The organism is Vannielia litorea (genome assembly GCF_018424695.1).
Lineage (GTDB): Bacteria > Pseudomonadota > Alphaproteobacteria > Rhodobacterales > Rhodobacteraceae > Vannielia > Vannielia litorea_A.
The window spans coordinates 1-20,882 of record NZ_QTNQ01000079.1 but is presented as its reverse complement, the minus strand read 5'-3'; the positions used below and the strand labels follow the sequence as shown (position 1 = coordinate 20,882).

The 20,882-nt window shown below is 65.4% G+C and carries 25 protein-coding genes; 19 read left to right on the top strand and 6 right to left on the bottom strand.

The genetic code is table 11. The features are described 5' to 3' along the window. Nucleotides 1-54: 54 nt before the first annotated feature. From DYI42_RS19490 to DYI42_RS19445, 10 genes are all read left to right on the top strand, one after another. Entirely contained in the window at nucleotides 55-1,275 is a 1,221-nt protein-coding gene (locus DYI42_RS19490) for a carbohydrate ABC transporter permease (protein ID WP_213548230.1), read from the top strand. Further along, nucleotides 1,272-2,531 (top strand): MGH1-like glycoside hydrolase domain-containing protein, encoded by a 1,260-nt coding sequence (locus DYI42_RS19485; protein ID WP_213548226.1) that lies wholly within the window; start codon nucleotides 1,272-1,274, stop codon nucleotides 2,529-2,531. The genes DYI42_RS19490 and DYI42_RS19485 overlap by 4 nt, the downstream gene beginning before the upstream one ends. Next, a complete protein-coding gene (locus tag DYI42_RS19480) occupies nucleotides 2,513-3,529 on the top strand; it encodes an ABC transporter ATP-binding protein (RefSeq protein ID WP_213548224.1) in 1,017 nt (338 codons plus the stop codon). Before DYI42_RS19485 ends, DYI42_RS19480 begins: the two co-directional genes overlap by 19 nt. A 114-nt stretch (nucleotides 3,530-3,643) precedes the next feature. Next, nucleotides 3,644-4,438 (top strand): S49 family peptidase, encoded by a 795-nt coding sequence (locus DYI42_RS19475; protein ID WP_213548222.1) that lies wholly within the window; start codon nucleotides 3,644-3,646, stop codon nucleotides 4,436-4,438. After that, the gene (locus DYI42_RS19470; protein WP_213548220.1) at nucleotides 4,439-4,615 is read left to right on the top strand and encodes a hypothetical protein; all 177 of its coding nucleotides are present in this window, start codon (nucleotides 4,439-4,441) and stop codon (nucleotides 4,613-4,615) included. A gap of 3 nt (nucleotides 4,616-4,618) precedes the next feature. Next, on the top strand, nucleotides 4,619-5,584 hold the full coding sequence (locus tag DYI42_RS19465; RefSeq protein WP_213548218.1) for a calcium/sodium antiporter: 966 nt from the start codon (nucleotides 4,619-4,621) through the stop codon (nucleotides 5,582-5,584). A gap of 359 nt (nucleotides 5,585-5,943) precedes the next feature. Next, nucleotides 5,944-7,788 (top strand): excinuclease ABC subunit UvrC, encoded by a 1,845-nt coding sequence (gene uvrC, locus DYI42_RS19460; RefSeq protein ID WP_440870653.1) that lies wholly within the window; start codon nucleotides 5,944-5,946, stop codon nucleotides 7,786-7,788. Between the two features lie 241 nt (nucleotides 7,789-8,029). Then, on the top strand, nucleotides 8,030-8,647 hold the full coding sequence (gene pgsA, locus DYI42_RS19455; RefSeq protein ID WP_213548216.1) for a CDP-diacylglycerol--glycerol-3-phosphate 3-phosphatidyltransferase: 618 nt from the start codon (nucleotides 8,030-8,032) through the stop codon (nucleotides 8,645-8,647). Continuing rightward, nucleotides 8,644-8,895, top strand: coding sequence for a molybdopterin converting factor subunit 1 (gene moaD / locus DYI42_RS19450; protein WP_213548215.1), 252 nt, complete (start codon nucleotides 8,644-8,646; stop codon nucleotides 8,893-8,895). The genes pgsA and moaD overlap by 4 nt, the downstream gene beginning before the upstream one ends. Further along, a complete protein-coding gene (locus DYI42_RS19445; protein WP_213548214.1) occupies nucleotides 8,895-9,338 on the top strand; it encodes a molybdenum cofactor biosynthesis protein MoaE in 444 nt (147 codons plus the stop codon). Before moaD ends, DYI42_RS19445 begins: the two co-directional genes overlap by 1 nt. Nucleotides 9,339-9,444: 106 nt before the next feature. On the opposite strand, the gene moaB is transcribed toward DYI42_RS19445, so the two are convergent. The 3 genes from moaB to DYI42_RS19430 are packed head-to-tail and all read right to left on the bottom strand — an operon-like array spanning nucleotide 9,445 to nucleotide 11,377. Next, nucleotides 9,445-9,978 (bottom strand): molybdenum cofactor biosynthesis protein B, encoded by a 534-nt coding sequence (gene moaB, locus DYI42_RS19440; RefSeq protein WP_213548213.1) that lies wholly within the window; start codon nucleotides 9,976-9,978, stop codon nucleotides 9,445-9,447. Further along, nucleotides 9,975-10,595, bottom strand: a complete 621-nt coding sequence (locus DYI42_RS19435; RefSeq protein WP_213548212.1) for a LysE family translocator — start codon at nucleotides 10,593-10,595, stop codon at nucleotides 9,975-9,977. Before DYI42_RS19435 ends, moaB begins: the two co-directional genes overlap by 4 nt. Further along, nucleotides 10,592-11,377 (bottom strand): uracil-DNA glycosylase, encoded by a 786-nt coding sequence (locus DYI42_RS19430; RefSeq protein WP_213548228.1) that lies wholly within the window; start codon nucleotides 11,375-11,377, stop codon nucleotides 10,592-10,594. The genes DYI42_RS19435 and DYI42_RS19430 overlap by 4 nt, the downstream gene beginning before the upstream one ends. Before the next feature lie 74 nt (nucleotides 11,378-11,451). Between DYI42_RS19430 and DYI42_RS19425 the strand changes: the two genes are divergently transcribed. The 9 genes from DYI42_RS19425 (at nucleotide 11,452) to DYI42_RS19385 (ending at nucleotide 18,124) form a co-directional block, all read left to right on the top strand. Further along, on the top strand, nucleotides 11,452-12,393 hold the full coding sequence (locus tag DYI42_RS19425; protein ID WP_213548210.1) for an aspartate carbamoyltransferase catalytic subunit: 942 nt from the start codon (nucleotides 11,452-11,454) through the stop codon (nucleotides 12,391-12,393). Next, the gene (locus tag DYI42_RS19420; protein ID WP_213548208.1) at nucleotides 12,390-13,364 is read left to right on the top strand and encodes a DUF4268 domain-containing protein; all 975 of its coding nucleotides are present in this window, start codon (nucleotides 12,390-12,392) and stop codon (nucleotides 13,362-13,364) included. The genes DYI42_RS19425 and DYI42_RS19420 overlap by 4 nt, the downstream gene beginning before the upstream one ends. Next, on the top strand, nucleotides 13,361-13,813 hold the full coding sequence (locus tag DYI42_RS19415) for a hypothetical protein (protein ID WP_213548206.1): 453 nt from the start codon (nucleotides 13,361-13,363) through the stop codon (nucleotides 13,811-13,813). The genes DYI42_RS19420 and DYI42_RS19415 overlap by 4 nt, the downstream gene beginning before the upstream one ends. After that, complete coding sequence (locus DYI42_RS19410) at nucleotides 13,810-14,361, top strand: hypothetical protein (RefSeq protein WP_213548205.1); 552 nt, start codon at nucleotides 13,810-13,812, stop codon at nucleotides 14,359-14,361. Before DYI42_RS19415 ends, DYI42_RS19410 begins: the two co-directional genes overlap by 4 nt. Before the next feature lie 115 nt (nucleotides 14,362-14,476). Continuing rightward, nucleotides 14,477-15,061 carry an aspartate carbamoyltransferase catalytic subunit gene (locus DYI42_RS19405; RefSeq protein ID WP_213548203.1) on the top strand — a complete coding sequence of 195 codons (585 nt, stop codon included), beginning with the start codon at nucleotides 14,477-14,479 and terminating at the stop codon, nucleotides 15,059-15,061. Next, nucleotides 15,058-15,612 carry a hypothetical protein gene (locus tag DYI42_RS19400; protein ID WP_213548201.1) on the top strand — a complete coding sequence of 185 codons (555 nt, stop codon included), beginning with the start codon at nucleotides 15,058-15,060 and terminating at the stop codon, nucleotides 15,610-15,612. Before DYI42_RS19405 ends, DYI42_RS19400 begins: the two co-directional genes overlap by 4 nt. Continuing rightward, entirely contained in the window at nucleotides 15,609-16,193 is a 585-nt protein-coding gene (locus DYI42_RS19395; RefSeq protein ID WP_213548199.1) for a hypothetical protein, read from the top strand. Before DYI42_RS19400 ends, DYI42_RS19395 begins: the two co-directional genes overlap by 4 nt. Then, nucleotides 16,190-17,464 (top strand): dihydroorotase, encoded by a 1,275-nt coding sequence (gene pyrC / locus DYI42_RS19390; RefSeq protein WP_213548197.1) that lies wholly within the window; start codon nucleotides 16,190-16,192, stop codon nucleotides 17,462-17,464. Before DYI42_RS19395 ends, pyrC begins: the two co-directional genes overlap by 4 nt. A gap of 63 nt (nucleotides 17,465-17,527) precedes the next feature. Further along, nucleotides 17,528-18,124: an MliC family protein gene (locus tag DYI42_RS19385; protein ID WP_244868037.1), complete on the top strand. Its 597-nt coding sequence runs from the start codon at nucleotides 17,528-17,530 to the stop codon at nucleotides 18,122-18,124. An 18-nt stretch (nucleotides 18,125-18,142) separates the two neighbouring features. Here DYI42_RS19385 and yihA read toward each other — a convergent pair whose 3' ends face one another. The 3 genes from yihA to yidC all read right to left on the bottom strand — a co-directional run. Next, on the bottom strand, nucleotides 18,143-18,808 hold the full coding sequence (yihA, locus tag DYI42_RS19380) for a ribosome biogenesis GTP-binding protein YihA/YsxC (RefSeq protein ID WP_213548193.1): 666 nt from the start codon (nucleotides 18,806-18,808) through the stop codon (nucleotides 18,143-18,145). Further along, complete coding sequence (locus tag DYI42_RS19375) at nucleotides 18,805-19,557, bottom strand: MOSC domain-containing protein (RefSeq protein WP_213548191.1); 753 nt, start codon at nucleotides 19,555-19,557, stop codon at nucleotides 18,805-18,807. Before DYI42_RS19375 ends, yihA begins: the two co-directional genes overlap by 4 nt. After that, on the bottom strand, nucleotides 19,554-20,882 hold a 1,329-nt coding region (gene yidC, locus DYI42_RS19370), incomplete at its 5' end, for a membrane protein insertase YidC (RefSeq protein WP_213548189.1). The genes yidC and DYI42_RS19375, both read right to left, overlap by 4 nt.

The window sequence follows — 20,882 nt, the reverse complement described above, 5'->3', positions numbered from 1 at the left end:
GGCCAGCCCCCCACACCCCCCGGAGATATTTTCAGCAAGAAAATGGGGGCGGGCATGAGCGTGCTTTGGCGTGGCGCTATAACTGGCCCGCTTCTGGGGGCGCTGTGGATGGTGGTGCTGGCCATTACGGTGGCGGTGGCGGTGAGCTTTGGCACGGGTGACGCCTTCCGCCCGGTGCTCTGGCTGGCGCTGGTGACGGGCGCGCTGGTCGGCGGGGCCGCGGTGGCGCTGCGGCCCGGCGCCCCGATGGCGGCGAGCGCGGCAGCGGTGGCGCTAGGGGTGCTCGGCTTTGCAGGCTTTGCGCCCGTGGCGGCGGGCGAGGGTGTTTCGGCCGCCTGGGTGGCGGTGGTGAACGGCCTTCTCGGCGGGCTTTTTGGCTACTCCATGCGGGTTATCCTCGAGGAGGTGCCCGACGCTGGCCCCCTGACGCGGCACCAGTTCGAGGATGCGGTGATTCGCTTCCTCACGGGCTTCGGCTACATCTTCTTCACCGCCATCGTCGTGATCCCTTTCTACGTGATGGTGATGACCTCGCTGAAGAACCAGCAGGCGCTGCTACAAAATCCGCTCGACTTTTCGATAGAGCTGTCGCGCGGCTGGGATCTGTTTCGCAGCTATGCAGAGCTCTTCGGCCAGTACGACTTTGGCCGTTATCTCTGGACGAGCTTCTACATCTCCTGCCTGACGGTCTTCATCACCCTGCTGTTCAGCGTGCCCGGGGCCTATGCGGTGGCGCGGTTGCGCTTTTCCGGGCGGGCGGCGTTTTCGCGCTCGATTCTGCTGATCTACATGGTGCCGATGATCGTGCTGGCCCTGCCGATCTACATTGCTTTCAGCCAAGCGGGCCTGCGCAACACCGTCTTCGGCATCGTGCTTATCTATCCGGTCACCACCATCCCCGTGGCGCTCTACATGCTGCAAGGCTACTTCCGTGGCTTGCCCGCCGAGGTGGAGGAGGCCGGGCTGATGGACGGGCTCTCGCGGCTCGCGGTAATCTGGAAGATCACTTTGCCGCTGGCGCTGCCCGCGCTGGCCAGCGTGTCGCTCTACGTTTTCATGATCGCCTGGAACGAGTTCCTGCTCGCCTTCATGCTGTTGGACGATCCGTCGAAATTTACCCTCACCCGCGCCGTCACCAGCCTCAACAGCTCCGAGGTGCCGCGCCAGCATCTGATGGCAGGCGCGGTGATTGCGACCGTCCCGATCATGGTGCTCTTCCTCGGGCTCGAGCGCTTCATGACCAAGGGGCTGACGGCGGGGAGCGTGAAGGGATGACGCGAGACGAGGAAGCCCGCGCCATACTAAGGGGCAACGACCGTGGTGGCTACACGGTTCCGACCGACGGGCTCTACCCCTACCAGTGGAACTGGGATTCGGTCTTTGCCGCACTGGGCTTTGCCGAGCATGACATGGAGCGGTCATGGCAAGAGATCGAAACGCTCTTCAAGGGACAGTGGGCCAACGGGATGGTGCCGCACATCCTGTTTCACAAGGTTGACCCGAGCTATTTTCCGGGGCCGGACGTCTGGCAGGGGACCGGGCCGATTGCGTCCAGTGGCATCAGCCAGCCGCCGATTGCGGGCACCTTCGTGCGCTGGCTGCTGGAGATGGACGCGGGCCACGCCGCGCGGGCCGAGGCGCTGCTGCCCAAACTTATGGACTGGCACCGCTGGTTCATGACCTGGCGCAACGAGAGCGGGGCCATCGTGGTGACCCACCCCTGGGAAACCGGGCGCGACAATTGCCCGGATTGGGACGGCCCCTTTGCCGCCATTGAGCCGGAGGGGGTGGAGCAATACTACCGGCGCGACACCACCCACGTGGTGGAGGAGGAGCGGCCCAGACGCTGGGATTACGACCGCTACCTGCATCTGGTGAAGCTGGGGGCAGACTGCGGCTGGGATGAGGCGCATCTGCGCGAGGTCACCCCGTTCCGTGTGGCGGACCCGACCATGAGTTTCACCCTCCTGCGCTCCACCCGCGACCTGAAGGCGCTGGCCGAGCGCTTCGACAAGGACACCGGAGAGATCGACGGCTGGATCGTTGCGATGGAGGCCGGGGCCGAGCGGCTCTGGAACGAAGAGGCCCGAACCTATGACACCTATGACGAGCGGGCGGGCAGGCACTCGGGCGTGGTCAGCAATGCGAGCTTTCTTAGCTGGTATGCGGGGGTCGGGGGCGACAGGATGTTGCCGCATCTTGAGCGTGTCTGCGGGATGGAACCCTTTTTCATTCCGTCTACCGACCCGGCCCACCCGGCTTATGAGCCCAAACGCTACTGGCGCGGGCCGGTCTGGGCGATGTTGAACATGCTCATCGCCAAGGGGCTGGCGGAGCAGGGACACGGCGACTGGGCGGGAAAGATCACCGAGAACACCCGCGATATGATCGCTCAAAACGGCTTTGCCGAATATTTCGACCCGCGCGACGGAGCCCCGGCGGGCGGGCGCAACTTTACCTGGACGGCGGCGGTGTGGCTCGCCTGGGCATCACCGACAACAGGGAGGAGCACATGGGCAGCATCGTGCTGAGGGCGGTCGAAAAATGGTATGGCGAGGTGCAGGTCATCAAGGGGGTCGACCTGTCGATTGCCGATGGCGAGTTCATCATCTTCGTCGGCCCCTCGGGCTGTGGAAAATCCACTCTGCTGCGGATGATCGGCGGGCTGGAAGAAACCTCGCGCGGGCAGATCATGATCGACGGCGCGGATATGACAGCCGCGCCGCCCTCCAAACGTGGCCTCTCGATGGTGTTCCAGAGCTATGCGCTCTACCCGCATATGTCGGTGGGCGAGAACATGGGGTTCAGCCTCAAGACGGCGGGCGCGCCCAAGGCCGAAATCGAGGAAAAGGTGAACGAGGCGGCGCGGGTGCTTAAGCTTGAGCCCTACCTTGAGCGGCGCCCCAAGGACTTGTCGGGCGGGCAGCGCCAGCGGGTGGCGATTGGCCGGAGCATCGTGCGCGACCCCACGGCCTTTCTCTTTGACGAGCCGCTCTCCAACCTGGATGCCGCCCTGCGGGTGGAGATGCGCTACGAGATCGCCAAGCTGCACCAGTCCCTCGCCACCACGATGATCTACGTCACCCATGACCAGGTGGAGGCGATGACGCTGGCCGACAGGATCGTGGTTCTGGAATTCGGCAAGATCGCCCAGGTCGGCAGCCCGCGCGAGCTTTACGAGCGGCCCGCCAATCTCTTCGTGGCGCAGTTCATCGGCTCGCCCAAGATGAATGTCATGCCGATCACCCCAGCCCTGGCGCTGAAGGAGGTGCCGGAGGGGGCGGTGCAGGTGGGCATCCGGCCCGAGCATATCCTCGTTGGCGAGGGCGGCGGCACCTGCGAGGGCAGGATCGATGTGATCGAATACCTCGGTGCCGATACCTTTGTCATCGTCGATGCGGGCGAGGCGGGGCAGATCACCGTGCGCGCGCCCGGCAACTCCGACTTGCAGGAGGGCGCGCCGATCAGCCTTGGCTTTCCGGGCGAGGCGCTGCATTTCTTCGGTGAGGACGGGCTGGCCATTCGTTAGGCGCCCCGCCAGTTGCCCCCGCCGCCGGTCGCGCGCCATGACGTCGGGACTCCGTGCGATATCCTTTGTTCCGGCGGGTTGTCTGTGTGCGGTCAGGCACATACATGCAAGCTCATGCGCCATCTCATCCCCTACATGGACTCCCCGCCGCTTGTCTCGGTCATCCGCCTTCAGGGCGCCATCGGCAGCGGCGCGCGTGGGCTCTCCGATGCGGGCATGGCCGCGCCCATCGAGCGGGCCTTTCGCAAGGGCAAGCCCGCGGCGGTGGCGCTTCAGATCAACTCCCCCGGTGGCTCGCCCACCCAAAGCGCGCTGATCGCTGCCCGTATCCGGCGTCTGTCGGAAGAGAAAGAGGTGCCGGTCTTCGCCTTTGTCGAGGATGTGGCGGCCTCGGGTGGCTACTGGCTCGCCACGGCGGGTGATGAGATCATCGTGGATGCCAATTCCATCACCGGGTCTATCGGTGTCATTTCCGCCAGCTTCGGGCTGACGGAGTTTATCGCCAAGCACGGGATCGAGCGGCGGGTGCACACCGCCGGGCAGTCCAAGAGCTTCATGGACCCGTTCCGCCCCGAGAAGGAAGAAGACGTGGCCCGCCTCAAGGCGCTGCAAGAGATGATCCACGGCAATTTCATCGACCAGGTGAAGGCGCGGCGGGGGTCCAAGCTGTCCGAAGAGGCCGATCTGTTCACCGGCGACATCTGGGTTGGCCAGCAGGCCGTGGAGGTGGGGCTTGCCGATGCGGTTGGCCACCTGATCCCCACGATGAAGGCCCGCTTTGGCGACAAAACCCGCTTCGCCGTGCACGGCCCCAAGCGCGGGCTCTTGCGGCGGCTGGGCGCAGAGGCCATGAACGGGGCAGTGGGTGCGGTCGAAGAACGCGCGATGTGGGCAAGGTTCGGGCTTTAGATGATCCTAAAGGCAGTCATTCTCTTTCTGGCCTTCATGGGCCTGCTGGCCATTTTCGGTAAGAAGAAGGTCACCAAGAAGAAGCCCCCGGCTAAGCGGGTGGAGACGGCCCAGAAATGCCCAAAGTGCGGAAGCTACCGGATCGGGACGGGCGACTGTGCTTGTGGAAAGAGCTAGCGCATGGCCTATGATCTCCTGATCGCGGGGCTGGGCCTCGTGATCCTGCTTCTGGCGGGCGATGCGCTTGTACGCGGTGCGGTGAATATCGCGCTGCGGCTCGGCATTCCGGCCCTGATCGTCTCACTCACGATCGTCGCCTTCGGCACCTCCGCCCCCGAGCTGCTGATCTCGGTCAACGCGGTGCGTGACAATGCGGGCGGGCTGGCGCTGGGCAACGTGGTGGGCTCCAACATAGCCAATGTTCTTCTGGTTCTCGGCGTGCCCGCACTGATGAAGACCCTCGCCACCCGAGATCACGACACCCGCCGCAGCTACATGTTCATGATCGCGGCCTCGCTGCTGTTTATTGCCACTTGCTTCTTCGGGCCGATCCGCTGGTGGCACGGGCTGGTGCTGGTGGCGGCGCTCTCGGGCGTGCTCTGGGATGCGCTCCACTCCGCCCGCAACCACCGCCGTGCGACGGAAACCCAAGACTACGGCGCAGACGAGGAGGTCGACCTTGAAGGTGCCGACCCGTCGATGCCGTGGTGGAAGATCGGCGTCTTCACAGTACTCGGCCTCGTCGGTCTGCCGCTGGGAGCCGACCTGCTGGTCGACAGTTCTGTGAGCATCGCCAAGGTGCTGGGTGTTTCCGATACCGTGATCGGCCTCACGCTGGTTGCCATCGGCACCTCCCTGCCGGAGCTGGCCACTACGGTCATGGCGGCGCTGCGCAATCAGGCCGATGTGGCGCTGGGCAATGTCATCGGCTCCAACATGTTCAACCTTCTGGCCATCATCGGCATCGCCAGTTTTGTCGGTCCGATTCCGGTGGATCCGGAGATCCTGCACTTCGACCTCTGGGTCATGCTCGGTGCGTCGCTGATCCTGGTACCGTTTGTGTTCTTGGGGCAGAATATGGGGCGGTGGATCGGGGCCGTTTTCAGCGTTTTCTACGTGGCATATCTAGTGGTTGTCGTTTCCTGACGCCCGACGTGGAGAGCTTCCGTAACGTCGCCTGGTGATGCTGACATTGGTGTCAGGAGAGCGAGCCGAGCGTGAGTTATCCTAGGTGCGGTTCACCGTCACAAAACCGACATATTTTATCTAATGAAATCATTAATTTATGGCGGACACTAAAAATTCTCTCGCGATTTCAGTGCGTTGGTTTTGCGCCCAAAATTTGAGCAAAGTCTGGAATCCGCCGATAAACAAGGGAAATTCCCGACCGTCCTGAATTTCTCCCAAGAGTTATCCACAGAAACGGTGGAGAGCTTTCCTCTTGCTCTTGGCCACCTACCATTGCAGCCATGGTGGGGAATCATGATCTAGATCAAGTGGGTGCCATGAAGACGGGCCACGCGGTTATTCGGGAGCAATTGCGGCACCTTGACGGGTCTCCGGGGGTGTACCGGATGCTCGATGCCGAAAGCCGGGTGCTCTATGTCGGCAAGGCCCGCAACCTCAAGGCGCGGGTGTCGAGCTATGCCCGGCCCACCGGCCACTCACCCCGGATCGAGCGGATGATCTCCGAAACCGCCTCGATGATGTTTCTCACCACGGCGACCGAAACCGAGGCGCTGCTGCTGGAGCAGAACCTCATCAAGCAGCTCAAGCCCAAGTTCAACGTGCTGCTGCGCGACGACAAGAGCTTCCCCAACATCCTCGTGGCGAAGGATCACGCCTTTCCGCAGATCAAGAAACACCGGGGCGCGAAGAAGGAGAAAGGCGCCTATTACGGCCCCTTCGCCAGCGCGGGCGCGGTGAACCGCACGCTGAACCAGTTGCAGAAGGTCTTTCTGCTACGCAACTGCACCGATGCCACCTTTGAAACCCGTACGCGGCCCTGCCTGCTTTACCAGATCAAACGCTGCTCTGCGCCTTGCGTGGGTCATATCAGTGAGGCCGACTATGGCGCGCTGGTGGGCGATGCAGAGCGCTTCCTGCAGGGCCGCTCGACCAAGGTGCAGGAGCAGCTGGCCGAGCAGATGCAGGCAGCCAGCGAGGCGATGGAGTTCGAGCGGGCCGCCGCGTTGCGTGACCGGATTCGGGCCATGACCAGCTTGCAAACGGCTCAGGGCATCAACCCGCGCTCCACACCCGAGGCCGACGTGATGGCGCTGCACATGGAGGGCGGGCAGGCCTGCGTTCAGGTGTTCTTCATCCGCGCCGGTCAGAACTGGGGCAATCGCGATTACTACCCGCGCCTCGGCGGAGCCGAGAGCCCGGCGGAGGTGCTGCAGGCTTTTGTCGGCCAGTTCTACTCCACCAAGGAGCCCCCGAAGCTGGTGCTGCTGAGCGACGACATCGAGGACCGCGAGGTGATGGAGGCGCTTCTCACCGAGGCGGCGGGCCGCAAGGTGGAGATCAACGTGCCCCAGCGCGGCGAGAAATCGGAGCTGGTTGCGGGGGCGCTGCGCAACGCCCGGGAGAGCCTCGCCCGCAAGATGAGCGAGAGTGCCGCGCAGTCCAAGTTGTTGAAAGGGCTGGCAGAAGCCTTCGAACTGGCCGCCCCGCCGCAACGCATCGAGATTTACGACAACTCTCATATTCAAGGCACCAACGCCGTTGGTGGCATGGTGGTGATGGGGCCGGACGGCTGGGTGAAGAGCCAGTATCGCAAGTTCAACATCAAGGGCGAGGATCTGGTGCCGGGCGATGACTTCGGGATGATGAAAGAGGTGCTTTCGCGCCGCTTCAAACGTCTGCTGAAGGAAGACCCGGACCGCCAGTCAGTGGCCTGGCCCGACCTGCTGCTGATCGATGGTGGCGCGGGGCAGGTGAGCGCGGTGGCCGAGATCATGGCCGAGCTGGGGGTGGAAGACGTGCCCTTCATCGGGGTCGCCAAGGGGGTGGACCGGGACCACGGCAAGGAGGAATTTCACCGGGTTGGCCAACGGGTTATGGCGCTGCGCCACAATGACCCGGTGCTCTATTTCGTCCAGCGGATGCGCGACGAGGCGCACCGTTTTGCCATCGGCACCCATCGCGCCAAGCGGGCGAAGTCGATGACCGCGACGCCGCTCGACGAGGTGCCGGGCGTGGGGGCCACTCGCAAACGCGCGCTTCTGGCGCATTTCGGCTCGGCCAAGGCGGTGAGCCGCGCCAACCTTGCCGACCTGAAGGCGGTGGACGGGGTGAGCGAGGGGCTGGCGCAGAAGATCTACGACTTCTTCCACGAAAAGGGGTGAGGTGGCGCGGGTGGCGGTGGGCAGATTGCCCACCCTACGGAGCCGCGCACCTTGTGTTAACCCATAGGAATTAACCCTGCGCAGCACAGGGCCACAATCCATGCACTGGCAATGCACATCCTATGCACATGTCAGCCGACATGTCGGGCGTTAATCAATGCACCGTGCGGTGCTCGGGCTGCCGTGAGCGCGCGGCGAACGGCTCTTTCAGCCGCCCCAGCAACGCGATACACCTGTGGCGATGGTCTGGACGATCCCGAATATCCTGACGGTTCTGCGCCTGCTCGCCGCCCCTGGCGTGGCGGTGATGTTCCTGTACTTCCACCGGCCCTGGGCCGACTGGTTTGCCCTCGTCCTCTTCATGGCCGCCGCCGTGACCGACTTCTTCGATGGCTGGCTTGCGCGGAAGTGGAGCCAGGAAACCAAGATTGGCGCGATGCTTGACCCGATCGCCGACAAGGCGATGGTGGTGATCGCACTTCTGGTCATCACCGGCTTCTCGGGCATGAACCCGTGGATCCTGCTGCCCGCAACGCTGATCATGTTCCGCGAGGTGTTCGTCAGCGGGCTGCGCGAATTCCTGGGCGACACGGCGGGCACGTTGAAGGTGACGAACCTCGCCAAGTGGAAGACCACGGCGCAGATGGTGGCGATTGCCATCCTGTTCCTGGGCACCGGCCTCGATTGGCTGGAGCATCGCGGCAGCGGGCCCGGCGGGCTGGCACGCTTCCGCGACGGGCCGGCGGGCTGGGCGACGGTGGCGGGCATCTGGGTGCTGTGGATCGCCGCCGGGCTGACGTTGGTGACTGGCTGGGACTACTTCCGCAAGGCGCTGCCCTTCCTGAAAGGCCCGAAATGACGGTTGATGTGCTGTATTTTGCCTGGGTTCGCGAGCGGATCGGGGTGCCGAAGGAGACGGTGCAGACCGAGGCGGCCACCGTGGCCGGGCTGGTGGAGGAACTGCGCGCCCGTGAGCCGCGCTATGCTGCTGCCTTTGAGGATGTCAGCGCGCTGCGCGTGGCGCTGGACCAGGAGCTTTCGGACTTCGACGCGCCGCTTGAGGGCGTGCGCGAGGTGGCCTTCTTCCCGCCGATGACGGGCGGCTGATGGGAGAGGTTCGGGTTCAGGCCGAAGCGTTTGACGCCGGGGCGGAACTGAACCGCTTTTCCCAAACGCAGGACGGTGCGGGCGCGGTGGTGAGCTTTACCGGCGTTGTCCGCGACGTGGCGGGCGGGCTGGAGGCGATGGAGATCGAGCATTATCCGGGCATGACCGAAAAGGCGATTGCCGGGATCGTGGAGGAGGCGCAGGGCCGTTGGCCGCTGACGGGCGCGCTGGTGATTCACCGCCACGGGCGGCTGGAGCCGGGGGCGCAGATCATGATGGTGGCGACGGCCTCGGCGCATCGGGTTGCGGCCTTCGAGGCGGCGGAGTTTTTGATGGACTACCTGAAGTCTCGCGCGCCCTTCTGGAAGAAGGAGCTGACGCGCGAAGGTGCGGGCTGGGTGGCGGCGGTGGAGGCCGATGAGGACGCGTTGAAGCGGTGGTGAGGGCAGGAGTGGGGGCGCTGCCCCCGTCGCCATTGGGCTCGAACCAATGGCGCCACAATGGCGACCCCCGGAGATATTTTCAGCAAGAAAATGAACAGGGTGGCGGCTATTTCTTCCGCTTCAAGTGCTCGTCCAGCCGGGGCATGATCTCTACGAAGTTGCAGGGCATGTGGCGATAGTCGAGTTGCTTTACCAGGATTTCGTCCCAGGCGTCCTTGCAGGCGCCCGGAGAGCCGGGGAGGGCGAAGAGGTAGGTGCCATTGGCCACGCCCCCGGTGGCGCGGGATTGCACCGCGCTCGTGCCGATCTTGGCCATGGAGACATGGGTGAAGACGGTCGCGAAGGCCTCGATTTCCTTTTCGTAGACATCGCGGTGGGCCTCCACCGTCACGTCGCGCCCGGTGAGGCCGGTGCCGCCGGTGGAGAGGATCACATCGATCTCGGGGTCGGCGCACCACGCCCGAAGCTGGTTGGCGATCTCGCCGTGCTCGTCGGGCAGGATCGTGCGGGCGGCGAGGATGTGGCCTGCCGCTTCGAGCCGGGCGACGAGGGTGTCGCCGGAGCGGTCCTGCTCGGGGGTGCGGGTGTCGGAGACGGTGAGCACGGCGATGCGGGTGGGAATGAAGGGGCGGTCTGTCATGTGCGGTCCATGAGGGCGAGGCGGGCGGCGAGGGCGCCGAAGATGCCGGCGGTGATCCATGAGAGGGCGCGGGTGAGGCGGGGCGAGCGGGTGAGGGCGAGGCCGAGGGAACCCGCGCCGAGGCCGACGGCGCCGTTGATGAGCAGGCCGCCCATTGCGAGGACGGTGCCGAGGGCGAGGAACTGGGGCAGGACAGCGCGGGCGGGATCGACGAATTGCGGCAGGAAGGCGAGGATGAACAGGATCACCTTGGGGTTGGTCACGTTCACCAGCAGGGCCTGGCGGAAGGCGCGGGCCGGGGTGAGCGGCGGCGCCTTCGAGCGACCGGGGCCGCCAGAGCGAAGAGTGGCCACGGCGAGCCAGAGGAGGTAGGCGACGCCGGCCCAGCGGATCACCTCGAAGGCGCCGGGCAGGGCGGAGATGAGCGCGCCGAGGCCGAGGCCGGCGGCGGCGACATTGACGATGCAGCCCGCCGCGATGCCGAGGTTGGCGGCCATGGCAGGCGCGCGGCCGCCCTTGAGGCTCTGGGCGAGGACGAACATCATGTCCGCCCCCGGGGTGAGGTTGAGCGCGAGCGCGGCGGGGAGGAAGGCCAGCAGGGTAAGCGCGTCGATCATCCCAGTCCCTCCAGCCGCGCCTTCACCGTCAGCAGATCGGCCCAGGCGTTGCGTTTCATTTCCGGGCGGCGGAGCAGGAAGGAGGGGTGGAACATGGGCATGGCGGGCACGCCGCTGACCTCGTGCCAGGTGCCGCGCAGCCGGGTGATGCCGCGCTTGCCCAGCAGTGAGCCGCAGGCGGGGTTGCCCATGAGCACGATCAGCTCGGGGGAGGCGAGTTCGATGTGGCGCTCCACGAAGGGGCGCATCATCGCCAGCTCTTCGGGCTCCGGGTCGCGGTTTTGTGGCGGGCGCCAGGGGACGACGTTGGTGATGTAGAGCGCGGCTTCGGCCTCCTCCGCATCCCGGGCCAGCCCGATGGCGGCGAACATCTTGTCGAGCAGTTTCCCCGAGCGCCCGACGAAGGGCTTGCCCTGCGCATCCTCCTCGGCGCCGGGCCCCTCGCCGATCACCATCACCCGCGCCTCGGGGCGGCCATCGGCAAAGACGAAGTTGCGCGCCCCGCGCTTCAGCTCGCAATGGGGGAAGGCCTCCTGCGCGGCGGCGAGGGCCTCGAGGCTCCCGGCCGCTTTCGCAGCGGCGCGGGCCTCGGCCACGGTGTCCACCTCGGGGGTGACGACGGGCGCATGGGGCGCGGGGGCTGCGGCGGCGGGCTTGGCCTTGGGCTCCGGCTTCACCTCGAAACGGTCCACCGGGGCATCGTCAATGGCATCCACCGCCCCCAGCTCCACCTGCCAGGCCAGCGCCGCCAACATTGCGTTTCGGTCGAAATCCCCGTCCATACCCACGGCTTACCTCATGTTGCCGCCCCGTGCGAGCCTGCTATACAGTGGCGCATATTTCCGGGGAGCCGACCATGACCTTGCGCGCCAGACACCTGCTTGGCATCGCCAGCCTCGCCCCCGACGAGATCACCGCCATCCTCGATCTGGCCGAGCACTACGCGGAGATGAACCGCTCTGGCGAGAAGCACGCCGATGCGCTGCGCGGGCTGACGCAGGTGAACATGTTCTTCGAAAATTCCACCCGCACCCAGGCCAGCTTCGAGCTGGCGGGCAAGCGGCTGGGGGCGGATGTGATGAACATGGCGATGCAGGCCAGCTCGATCAAGAAGGGTGAAACCCTGCTGGATACCGCCCTGACGCTGAACGCCATGCACCCCGACCTGCTGGTGGTGCGCCACCCGCACAGCGGCGCGGTGGACCTGCTGGCGCAGAAGGTCAACTGCGCGGTGCTCAACGCGGGCGACGGGCGGCACGAGCACCCCACGCAGGCGCTGCTGGATGCGCTCACCATCCGCCGCCACAAGGGGCGGCTGCACCGGCTGACCGTGGCGATCTGTGGCGACGTCGCCCACAGCCGCGTGGCGCGCTCCAACATCATGCTGCTGAACCGGATGGAGGCGCGCGTGCGCCTTGTCGGCCCGCCGACGCTGGTGCCCTCCGCCTTCCGCGAGCTGGGTTGCGAGGTGACGCATGACATGGCCGAAGGTCTCAAAGGCGCCGACGTGGTGATGATGCTGCGGCTCCAGCGCGAGCGGATGGACGGCGGCTTCATCCCGTCGGAGCGCGAGTATTTTCACCGCTACGGTCTGGACGCCGACAAGCTGCGCCACGCCGCGCCTGATGCCATCGTGATGCACCCCGGCCCGATGAACCGCGGCGTGGAGATAGACAGCGCCACGGCGGATGACCCGACCCGCTCTGTCATCACCGAACAGGTGGAGATGGGTGTGGCCGTGCGGATGGCGGCGATGGACCTGCTTGCGCAAAACCTGAAGGCCGAACGGGCGGCATGACCCAGCTCGGCACCTTCCACCGCATCCGCGACATTCGCGGCACCTGGCCCAACGAAGCCACAGACTTCACGCCCTGGCTGGCCAGCCAGCTTCCGCTCCTGTCCGAATCCCTCGGCATGGGCCGCGAGGGGCTGGAGCTGGAGGCCACCGAGGTGCCGGTTGGAAAGTATCGGGCAGATATCGTCTGCCGCGATCTGAATCAGGCGGGTGACGCCACGGTGCTGATCGAAAACCAGTATGGCCATTCGGATCACGACCACTTCGGCAAGCTGCTGACCTATGCCAGCGGCCTCAAGGCGGCGACGGTGGTGCTGATCTGCGAGAACCTGCGGGAAGAGCACCGCACCGCCCTGACATGGCTGAACACCATCACCGCCGACGATCACCGCTTCTTCGCCGTCGAGCTGGAACTCTGGCGCATCGACAACAGCCCGATCGCGCCGCGCTTCAACGTGGTGGTCGAGCCCGATGATTGGGCGCGGATGGCTGAGGGCTCCAGTAAAGCCAGCGAACGCGGCGAGTTGAGCGACCTTAAGCGGCTCTACCTTCAATACTGGGGTGCTTTTCGAGAGTTCATTCGCGACAAGGAGGAGGCCCACGAAAGCACTCTTTTGCGACCACGGAAACCGTTGCCGCAAATGTGGACCGGATTCGCGGTTGGTCGATCCGGTATCGATCTGAACGCCGTGATTAGTAGCCAAAACAAGAATCTGAAAGTGGAGCTGACACTCAATGGGCCGAACTCGCATGACTGGCGCGAAGAACTCTTAAAATTCCAGCCGGAAATAGAGGCTGAGATAGGCTATGGTCTTGATTGGACCGAACTCGGCGGGACACAACAGGCCATCCGTGTCTTCAAGCATGGCGAAGACCCCACCGACCAGTCCCGCTGGCCCGAGCAGCACGAGTGGCTCTATGACCGGCTGCGCGACCTCTACCTGGCGTTCCACGACCGGGTGAAGGCCCTGTGAGCGTGGAGCCCCTGGCAAGCTGGTCGCCCTCCTTCCGGAACTTTCTTTTCCGCTTCTTCGTCGTCGGCCTGCTCACGAGCCTTGTCTTCGGCATCGTGCCCACCGGGTTGCGCGAGGCCGATCCGCTGGCCTTTTGGCTCAGCCTCCTGATCGTCTGCCTCATCAGCCCGCTGCTCTGGGGATTTGTCTTCGACGATCACGTGAAGTGGCTGCGGCATCGGCGAGAGCGTTGGGTGCTTTACCCCGACAGGCTGCGGCTGCATGACAACGACGGTTTGGTGACGGACCTGATGCTGCACGAGATCGCCCGCGTCAAAACAACATTGCTGTGCGCCGTGCTCATCATCCGCGCGGATGGCCGCAAGGTGGTGGCGCGCTATCTCGCGCACCCCGGCGACATGGCGCGCCGGATCAACGCGGCTCTTGCCTCGGGGGGCGGGCGCCCATGAGCGGGATGGAGGCACAGCTCAACCCCGGCGAAACCCTGCTCTGCCAGAGCAAACCGGCGGTGCTGCGCCTTGGCGGGGCCTATCGTGTGATTGCCGCCTTCGGCTGGCTCTCGCTGCTGATCTGCGCCTTCTTCCTCGCCATCGGGCTTGCCAACCTCGATGAGATGGAGGGCGCTTTCGGCATCTGGATCACCTTCGTTGGGCTCTCCGCCGCGCTCTTCGTTGCCTTCGCCCTCTTCGCGCCGTTCTGGGGCAAGCGGCTGGCGCGGCGGGTGCGTTACGGGGTGAGCGAGGGCCGGGCGCTGATCCTCCAGGGGCACGGCGGGATGCTGCGCCTGAAGATCGCCGCCAAGGGCAAGATCGAGCGGGTGGATCGGGGTAAGCATGGCTGGGAAGTGCTGTTTCATTACCCCAAGCCCCGCACCGTCGTCGATGCCAAGGGCCAGCGCCGCACCATCCGCCCCCGCCCCACGGGCTTTCACGGCCTCACCGAAGAGGACGCGAAGCAGGCCGAGGCCGCGCTGGCCGCGATCCGGGGGCGCCCCTGATGGATGCGGTGCCGCCGGGGTGGAAGAGCATCCTCAGCTGGATTGCGCAGATTGAGACTGGCCGCAGGGCGATGGCGCTGGCGGAGATGGACGGCGGGAAGACGGAGGACAGGGCGTGAGCGACAAACCGGAGTGGTATGGCAAGCACCCGCCGGGCTGGGGCGGGCTGCTGGATGAGGACGAGGAGATTTTGTGGCAGGGCCGCCCCTCGGCTGCCGTCGTGGTGCGGGCCTCGGACCTTCCGGAGAGCCTGTTTGGCCTCTTCTTCGCCGGTTTTGCCATTTTCTGGATTTCGATGGCCTCTTCGATGTCGCCGGGGCGGAATGCGCCGGGCATCTTCCATTTCTTCCCGCTCTTCGGCCTGCCGTTCCTCGCCATCGGGCTTTACATGGTGTTCGGAAAGTTCTTCTGGCGGGCCTACCAGCGGCGGCACACCAATTACACGCTGACCAACAAGCGGGGCTTCATTGCCACCGAGGTGATGGGCCAGCGCAAGCTGAAGAGCTACGCGCTGACCGACACCCTCGAGCTGGAGCAGAGCGCGCAGGGCGACACGCTGTGGTTTGCCTCCGCCACCTACACCCGCCGCAACAAGAACGGTTTCAAGCGGACCTACAGCAAGCGCATCGGCTTCGAGCTGATCGAGGATGGCGCCAAGGTGATGGGGCTGGCGCGGAAGGCATTGAGGGAGGCGGGGTGATCTTTTCTTCGCAACACTGGCCACCGCGCCTGCGGGACGGTGAGCGCGTTGTCTGGCAAGGGCGCCCGGCGCGGGCCTTCAGTATCTCTCAGCAGGATGTGATCGAGTTGCTTGTGGGCATGCCCGGGTTGGCCTTTCTGGTCGGCTTCGGCTTTCTCTGGCTGAATGATCCGGAGAATGCCGGCATAGGACTCTTGGGCCACCTGGGTTTCGGGCTCTATTTGCTGGCAGCGGCCTTCTACCTGATGGGTGGACGGCTCTTGCTGCGGGCGTGGCTTCGCAGCCGGAGCGAATACCTGCTGACAGATCAGCGCGCCTTCATCGCAACGCGCCTGTTCGGATCTCCTTTCGTTCGGGAGTACCGGGTAACGCAGGACGTGGTGATGCAAAGCGACGGCGATCTCGACACGATCTGGCTTGGCCCGAGCATCTTTCTGTTGGACTTCAGGAAGGTCGTGGGGCGCCAATGGCCGCAGGCCGGTTTCGAGAATCTCGAAAATGGGGCTGCGGTGCTCGACCTGATTCGGAAGGCCCGGAGGAGTGCGGCTTGAGCGAAGCACCACATTCGCGGTTCGTGTCGGAGGGGGAAGGCGATGCCCTGACTGACGCGTGGCAGGGCTGGCTCATGCCGGGGGAGCGCATTCTCTGGCAGGGCCGCCCTGTATCGGCAAAGGGCATCTCCGCCGAGGATCGCACTGCCGGAACCGTTGGTGTTGCGTTCACCGCTGTTGGCCTTGCTCTTCTGGGCCTCGTCTTGGCGGGCAAGTTCTCGGACAAGTCAAACGGCGCGCTGCTCGGGCTTGTCGGCGCAGGGGTCTGCCTGCCGTTTGGGCTGTTTCTGTTCATCGGTATCCCCCTGTGGCGCAGATACCGGCGGAATTGCAGCACCTACACCCTGACCAACCGCCGCGCGATCATCGGCAGCGGCCTCTTCGGGCTGCGAGGCATGACGTCTTACACCCTTCAGCCGGGATTCCAGCTCCAGCGGACCCCCCATGGCGAGACACTCTGGATACGCGGCTCCTACACGCCTGGGGCCAGTGCTCCAGCGCGTGGCGCAGGCTTCGAGAACATCGAGGATGGCGCGGCGGTCTTTGCTCTGGTGGAAAAGGCCCTTAAGGAAGCTCCATGACCTGCACGCTGTTTACAAATGTCACCCTGATCGACCCCGAGGCGCTGACCGAGGGGGCGGGCCACCTGTTGGTGAAGGACGGGGTGATTGCCGACGTCGCGCTGGGGCCGATGGCGGCGCCTGAGGGGGCCGAGGTGGTGGATGGGGGCGGCAAGGTGCTGGCGCCCGGCATTGTGGACCTCGGCGTGAAGATCTGCGAGCCGGGGGAGCGGCACAAGGAAAGCTTCAAGTCGGCGGGCGCGGCTGCGGCGGCGGGCGGGGTGACGACGATCATCATGCGCCCCGACACCCTGCCAGCGATCGACAGCCCCGAGACGCTGGAGTTTGTCACCCGCCGCGCCGGTGAGGCGGCGCCGGTGCGCATTCATGCGATGGCGACGCTCACGAAGAACCGCGAGGGCCGGGAGATGGCCGAGCTGTCCTTCCTGAAGGACGCGGGTGCGCTGGCGTTTTCGGATGGCGACCACGTGGTGGCCGATACCAAGGTGCTCGCCCGCGCGCTCTCCTATGCCCGTGAGATCGACGCGCTGGTCGTGGGCCATCCGCAGGAACCGACGCTTTCGAAGGGGGCCGCCGCGACCTCGGGCAAGCTGGCCACGCTGATGGGGTTGCCCGCCGTGAGCCCGATGGCCGAGCGGATGGGGGTGGATCGTGACATTGCCATGGTCGAGATGACCGGCGCGCGCTACCACTTCGACCAGCTGTCCGCCGCCCGCGCCCTGCCGCCGCTGGAGCGGGCCAAGGGCAATGGGTTCGACATTACTGCCGGTGTTTCGATCCACCACCTGACGCTCAACGTGAATGACCTCAGCGACTATCGCACCTTCTTCAAACTGAAGCCGCCCTTGCGCGACGAGGAGGACCGGCTGGCGATGGTGGAGGCGGTGGGCAGCGGGCTGATCGACGTGATCTCCTCGATGCACACGCCGCAGGACGAGGAGAGCAAGCGCCTGCCCTTCGAAGAGGCGGCCTCGGGCGCGGTGGCGCTGGAAACGCTGCTGCCCGCCGCCATGCGCCTGCTGCACGCCGGGCAGCTCTCGCTGCCGCAGCTGTTCCGGGCGATGGCGCTGAACCCGGCCCGCCGCCTCGGGCTGCCCTCGGGGCGGCTGGCGAAGGGCGCGCCTGCCGATCTTGTGCTGTTCGATCCCCATGCGCCCTTCATGCTTGACCGCAGCACGCTGCGCTCGAAGTCGAAGAACACGCCGTTTGATGGCGCGCGGATGGAGGGCCGGGTGCTGGGCACCTGGGTGGCCGGGGTGCGGGTGGCCTGAGGGGCGCGACGTGGTGCGGCGGGCTGTGCTATGCTGGGGGTATTCAACCCCGGAGATACGACCATGCGCCTTGCCCTCGCCTTCGTCCTTTGCCTCACCGCCCCTGCCACGGCACAGAGTTTCGACTGCGCGAAGGCGGAAAGCTCTGCTGAGAAGCTGGTGTGCTCGGACGCCCGCCTGGGCGCGCTGGATGATCGGGTGGCCGCGCGCTATGCCGCCGCCCTCAGCGCCGCCGAAAGCCTCGATGCCGGGGCGGAGGATGCGGTGGCCGAGCTGAAGGCCGTCCAGCGCGGCTGGATCGGCGGGCGGGACGAATGCTGGAAGACCGAGAACGTGGCCGCCTGCGTGGAGCAGAGCTATTTGCGCCGCGAGGCCGAGCTGGTGGCGACGTGGATGCTGGAGCAGCCCACGAACACGGCGGTCTGGGCCTGTGACGGCAACCCGGCGAATGAGGTGGTGACCATGTTCTTCGACACCGAACTGCCCAGCCTGCGGTTTGAGCGGGGTGACAGCATTGATGTGGGCACCCTCACCCCGGCGGCGTCGGGCAGCCGCTACATGGGAAGTTTCGGGCGGGAAATCTGGATCAAGGGCGAGGAGGCCAGCTACCGGGAGCCGGACCCGGAGGGCACCGAGATGAGTTGCATCTTGCAAAACTGAGCGGGCGAGACCCGGGCTTCAGCCCTCCAACGTGATCCGGCGGACGATGGCGCGCAGGGTGGCGATGCCGTCGCCTTTTTCGGAGCTGGTGGAGACGATCTCGGGGAAGGCGGCAGGGTGCTTTTGCAGGGCGGCGCGGGTGGCGGCGAGGGCCTTTTCCCGGTCTTTCTCCTTCACCTTGTCGGCCTTGGTCATCACCACCTGAAAGGTGACGGCGGCACTGTCGAGCAGGCTCATGATCTCTTCATCGACGGCTTTCACGCCATGGCGGCTGTCGATCAGCACGAAGGCGCGGCGCAGGGTGACGCGGCCTTGCAGGTAGGCCTTGAGCAGGCGCTGCCACTTTTCGACCACCGGGATGGGTGCCTTGGCGAAGCCGTAGCCGGGCAGGTCAACGAGGTAGGCCTGGGCGGCGAGGTCGAAATAGTTGATTTCCTGCGTGCGGCCCGGGGTGTTGGAGGCGCGAGCGAGGGCGCGGCGGCCCGTCAGCGCGTTGATGAGAGTGGATTTGCCCACGTTGGAGCGCCCGGCGAAGCAGACCTCGAGGCGATCTGCCGGGGGCAGACCGTCCATCGCCACCACGCCTTTCACGAAGTCGATCTCACCGGCGAAGAGCTTGCGCGCGGCCTCTTCTGAGGGCGCGTCGGGCGCTTCGGCCAGGGGGAAGGGCAGCGGCGTGCTCATGCGAGGGCCACCGCGCTGCCTTCGGCGATCTCGCCGCCTTCGATCACTTCGCAGCGGATCGAGAAATCCTTGTGGCCGAAGGTGCTGGCGAGGGTTTTGACGGTGGGCACGTCACGCGCGCCGGTTTCGGGGTTGGTCATGGTCATCGGGCAGCGCTGGGTGCGCTCGACGCCGCGCAGCACCGCATTGCCGACGCGAATCTCGCGGCCGATCCAGTCGAACTCTTCCCAGGCCTCCAGCCCCTCGACCCAGAGGTTGCCGCGCCAGCGCAGCGGGGTGATCTGCTGGCCGAGGGCGTCTTCCACCGCGCGGTGGCTGGCCATGGAGAAGAGCGTGACCGAGGGAAACTCACTGTCGGTGAAGCCGCGCCCGGGCAGGCTGACGAGGCGCGCGGGCTTTGGCAGCCCTTCGGGCGAGAGCGGGGCGACCCACTCCACGAAGCGGGCGGCCTCATCCGGGCGGTCGGGGTGAAAACGCATTTCGCCGAGGTCGGTGTGGGTGACGTGGGCTTCGGGCGCGTCGCCCTCGGTGAGCGTGATGTTGAAGGGGCAGAGCCGGGGGCGGTGGGTGGTGATGGCGAAGTTGCTGCACTTCACCCAATCGCCCTCGAAGGCGCTGTCTTCATGGGCGATGGCCCAGCGCCTGTCCCACGGCATGGACTGGCCCGCTTCCAGCGCCACCCCGGCCACGCGCTCGCGCCCGTGGCTCTTGATCGGGTGGCGCCAGATCTGGGCCAGTTGGCCCGTCACTTCTTGCTGTCCGGCTTGGCGTTCGCGTTGGCCGCGTCGCCCTTGGGCTTCTTCTTGAAGCTCTGCTTGATGTTGCCGAACACGTCGGGCTTGTGCCCGTGGGTCCGCATGATCGTATACTGCTGGATGAAGGTGATCGTGTTGTTCGCGATCCAGTAGACCACGAGGCCGGAGGCGAAGCCGCCGAGCATGAACATGAACACCCAGGGCATCCAGGCAAAGATCATCTGCTGCGTCGGGTCGGTGGGCGCCGGGTTCAGCTTTTGCTGGAGCCACATCGAGATGCCGAGCAGCAGCGGCAGGATACCGATGAAGATCAGCGCCATGATCGAGCCCGGCTCGGGGTTGGCCCAGGGCAGCAGGCCGTAGAGGTTGAAGAGCGAGGTCGGGTCAGGCTGCGAGAGGTCGCGGAAGGGGCCGAAGAAGGCGGCCTGCCGCAATTCGAGCGTGACGAAGATCACCTTGTAGAGCGAGAAGAAGATCGGGATCTGCAGAAGGATCGGCAGGCAGCCGGAGGCCGGATTGACCTTTTCCTTCTTGTAGAGCGCCATCATCTCGCGCTGCATCTTCTGGCGGTCGTCGCCTGCGCGCTCCTTCAGCTTTTCCATCTCGGGCTGAAGCTCTTTCATCTTGGCCATCGAGACGTAGCTCTTGTAGGCCAGCGGGAAGAGGATTGCCTTGATCAAGAAGGTCAGCGCGATGATCGCGAGGCCCATGTTGCCGATGAGGCCGTAGAGAAAGTGCAGGCCCCGGAAGATCGGCTTGGTGAGGAAGAAGAACCAGCCCCAGTCGACCGTGTTCACGAAATCGACGAAGCCGAGATCGTCCTGGTAGTGCTTGATCACCTCCCACTCCTTCGCCCCGGCGAAGAGGTGGCTGCGGGAGGATACGGTGGCGCCGGGGGCGATGTCTTGCGTCGGCTGCTTGGTGAGCGTCTGGTAGATGTCGCCGCGCGTGAGATAGCTGACCGAGAGCGTGGCGGGTTTGCCGGGCTCGGGGATGAGGTTTGTCATCCAGTAGTGGTCGGTGAAGCCGATCCAGCCGTCGGTGACATCCTCGAAGACCTCGCCCGCGCCGGTGAAGTCGGTGACGTTGTCGTAATCCTCGATCACCAGCTCGCCGCCGTGCTGGCCGATGACGCCCTCGTGGATGACGAAGAAGTTCGTCAGATCGGGCAGGCCGTGGCGGTTGACGATGGCGTAGGGCTGGGCGCGCACTGCCGTTTCCGTCGGGTTTTCGACCGATTGCTCGACGGTGATGAGAAACTCCTCGTCCACCTCCATCAGGCGGCGGAAGATCAGGCCCGAGGGGCTGTCCCACCGGAG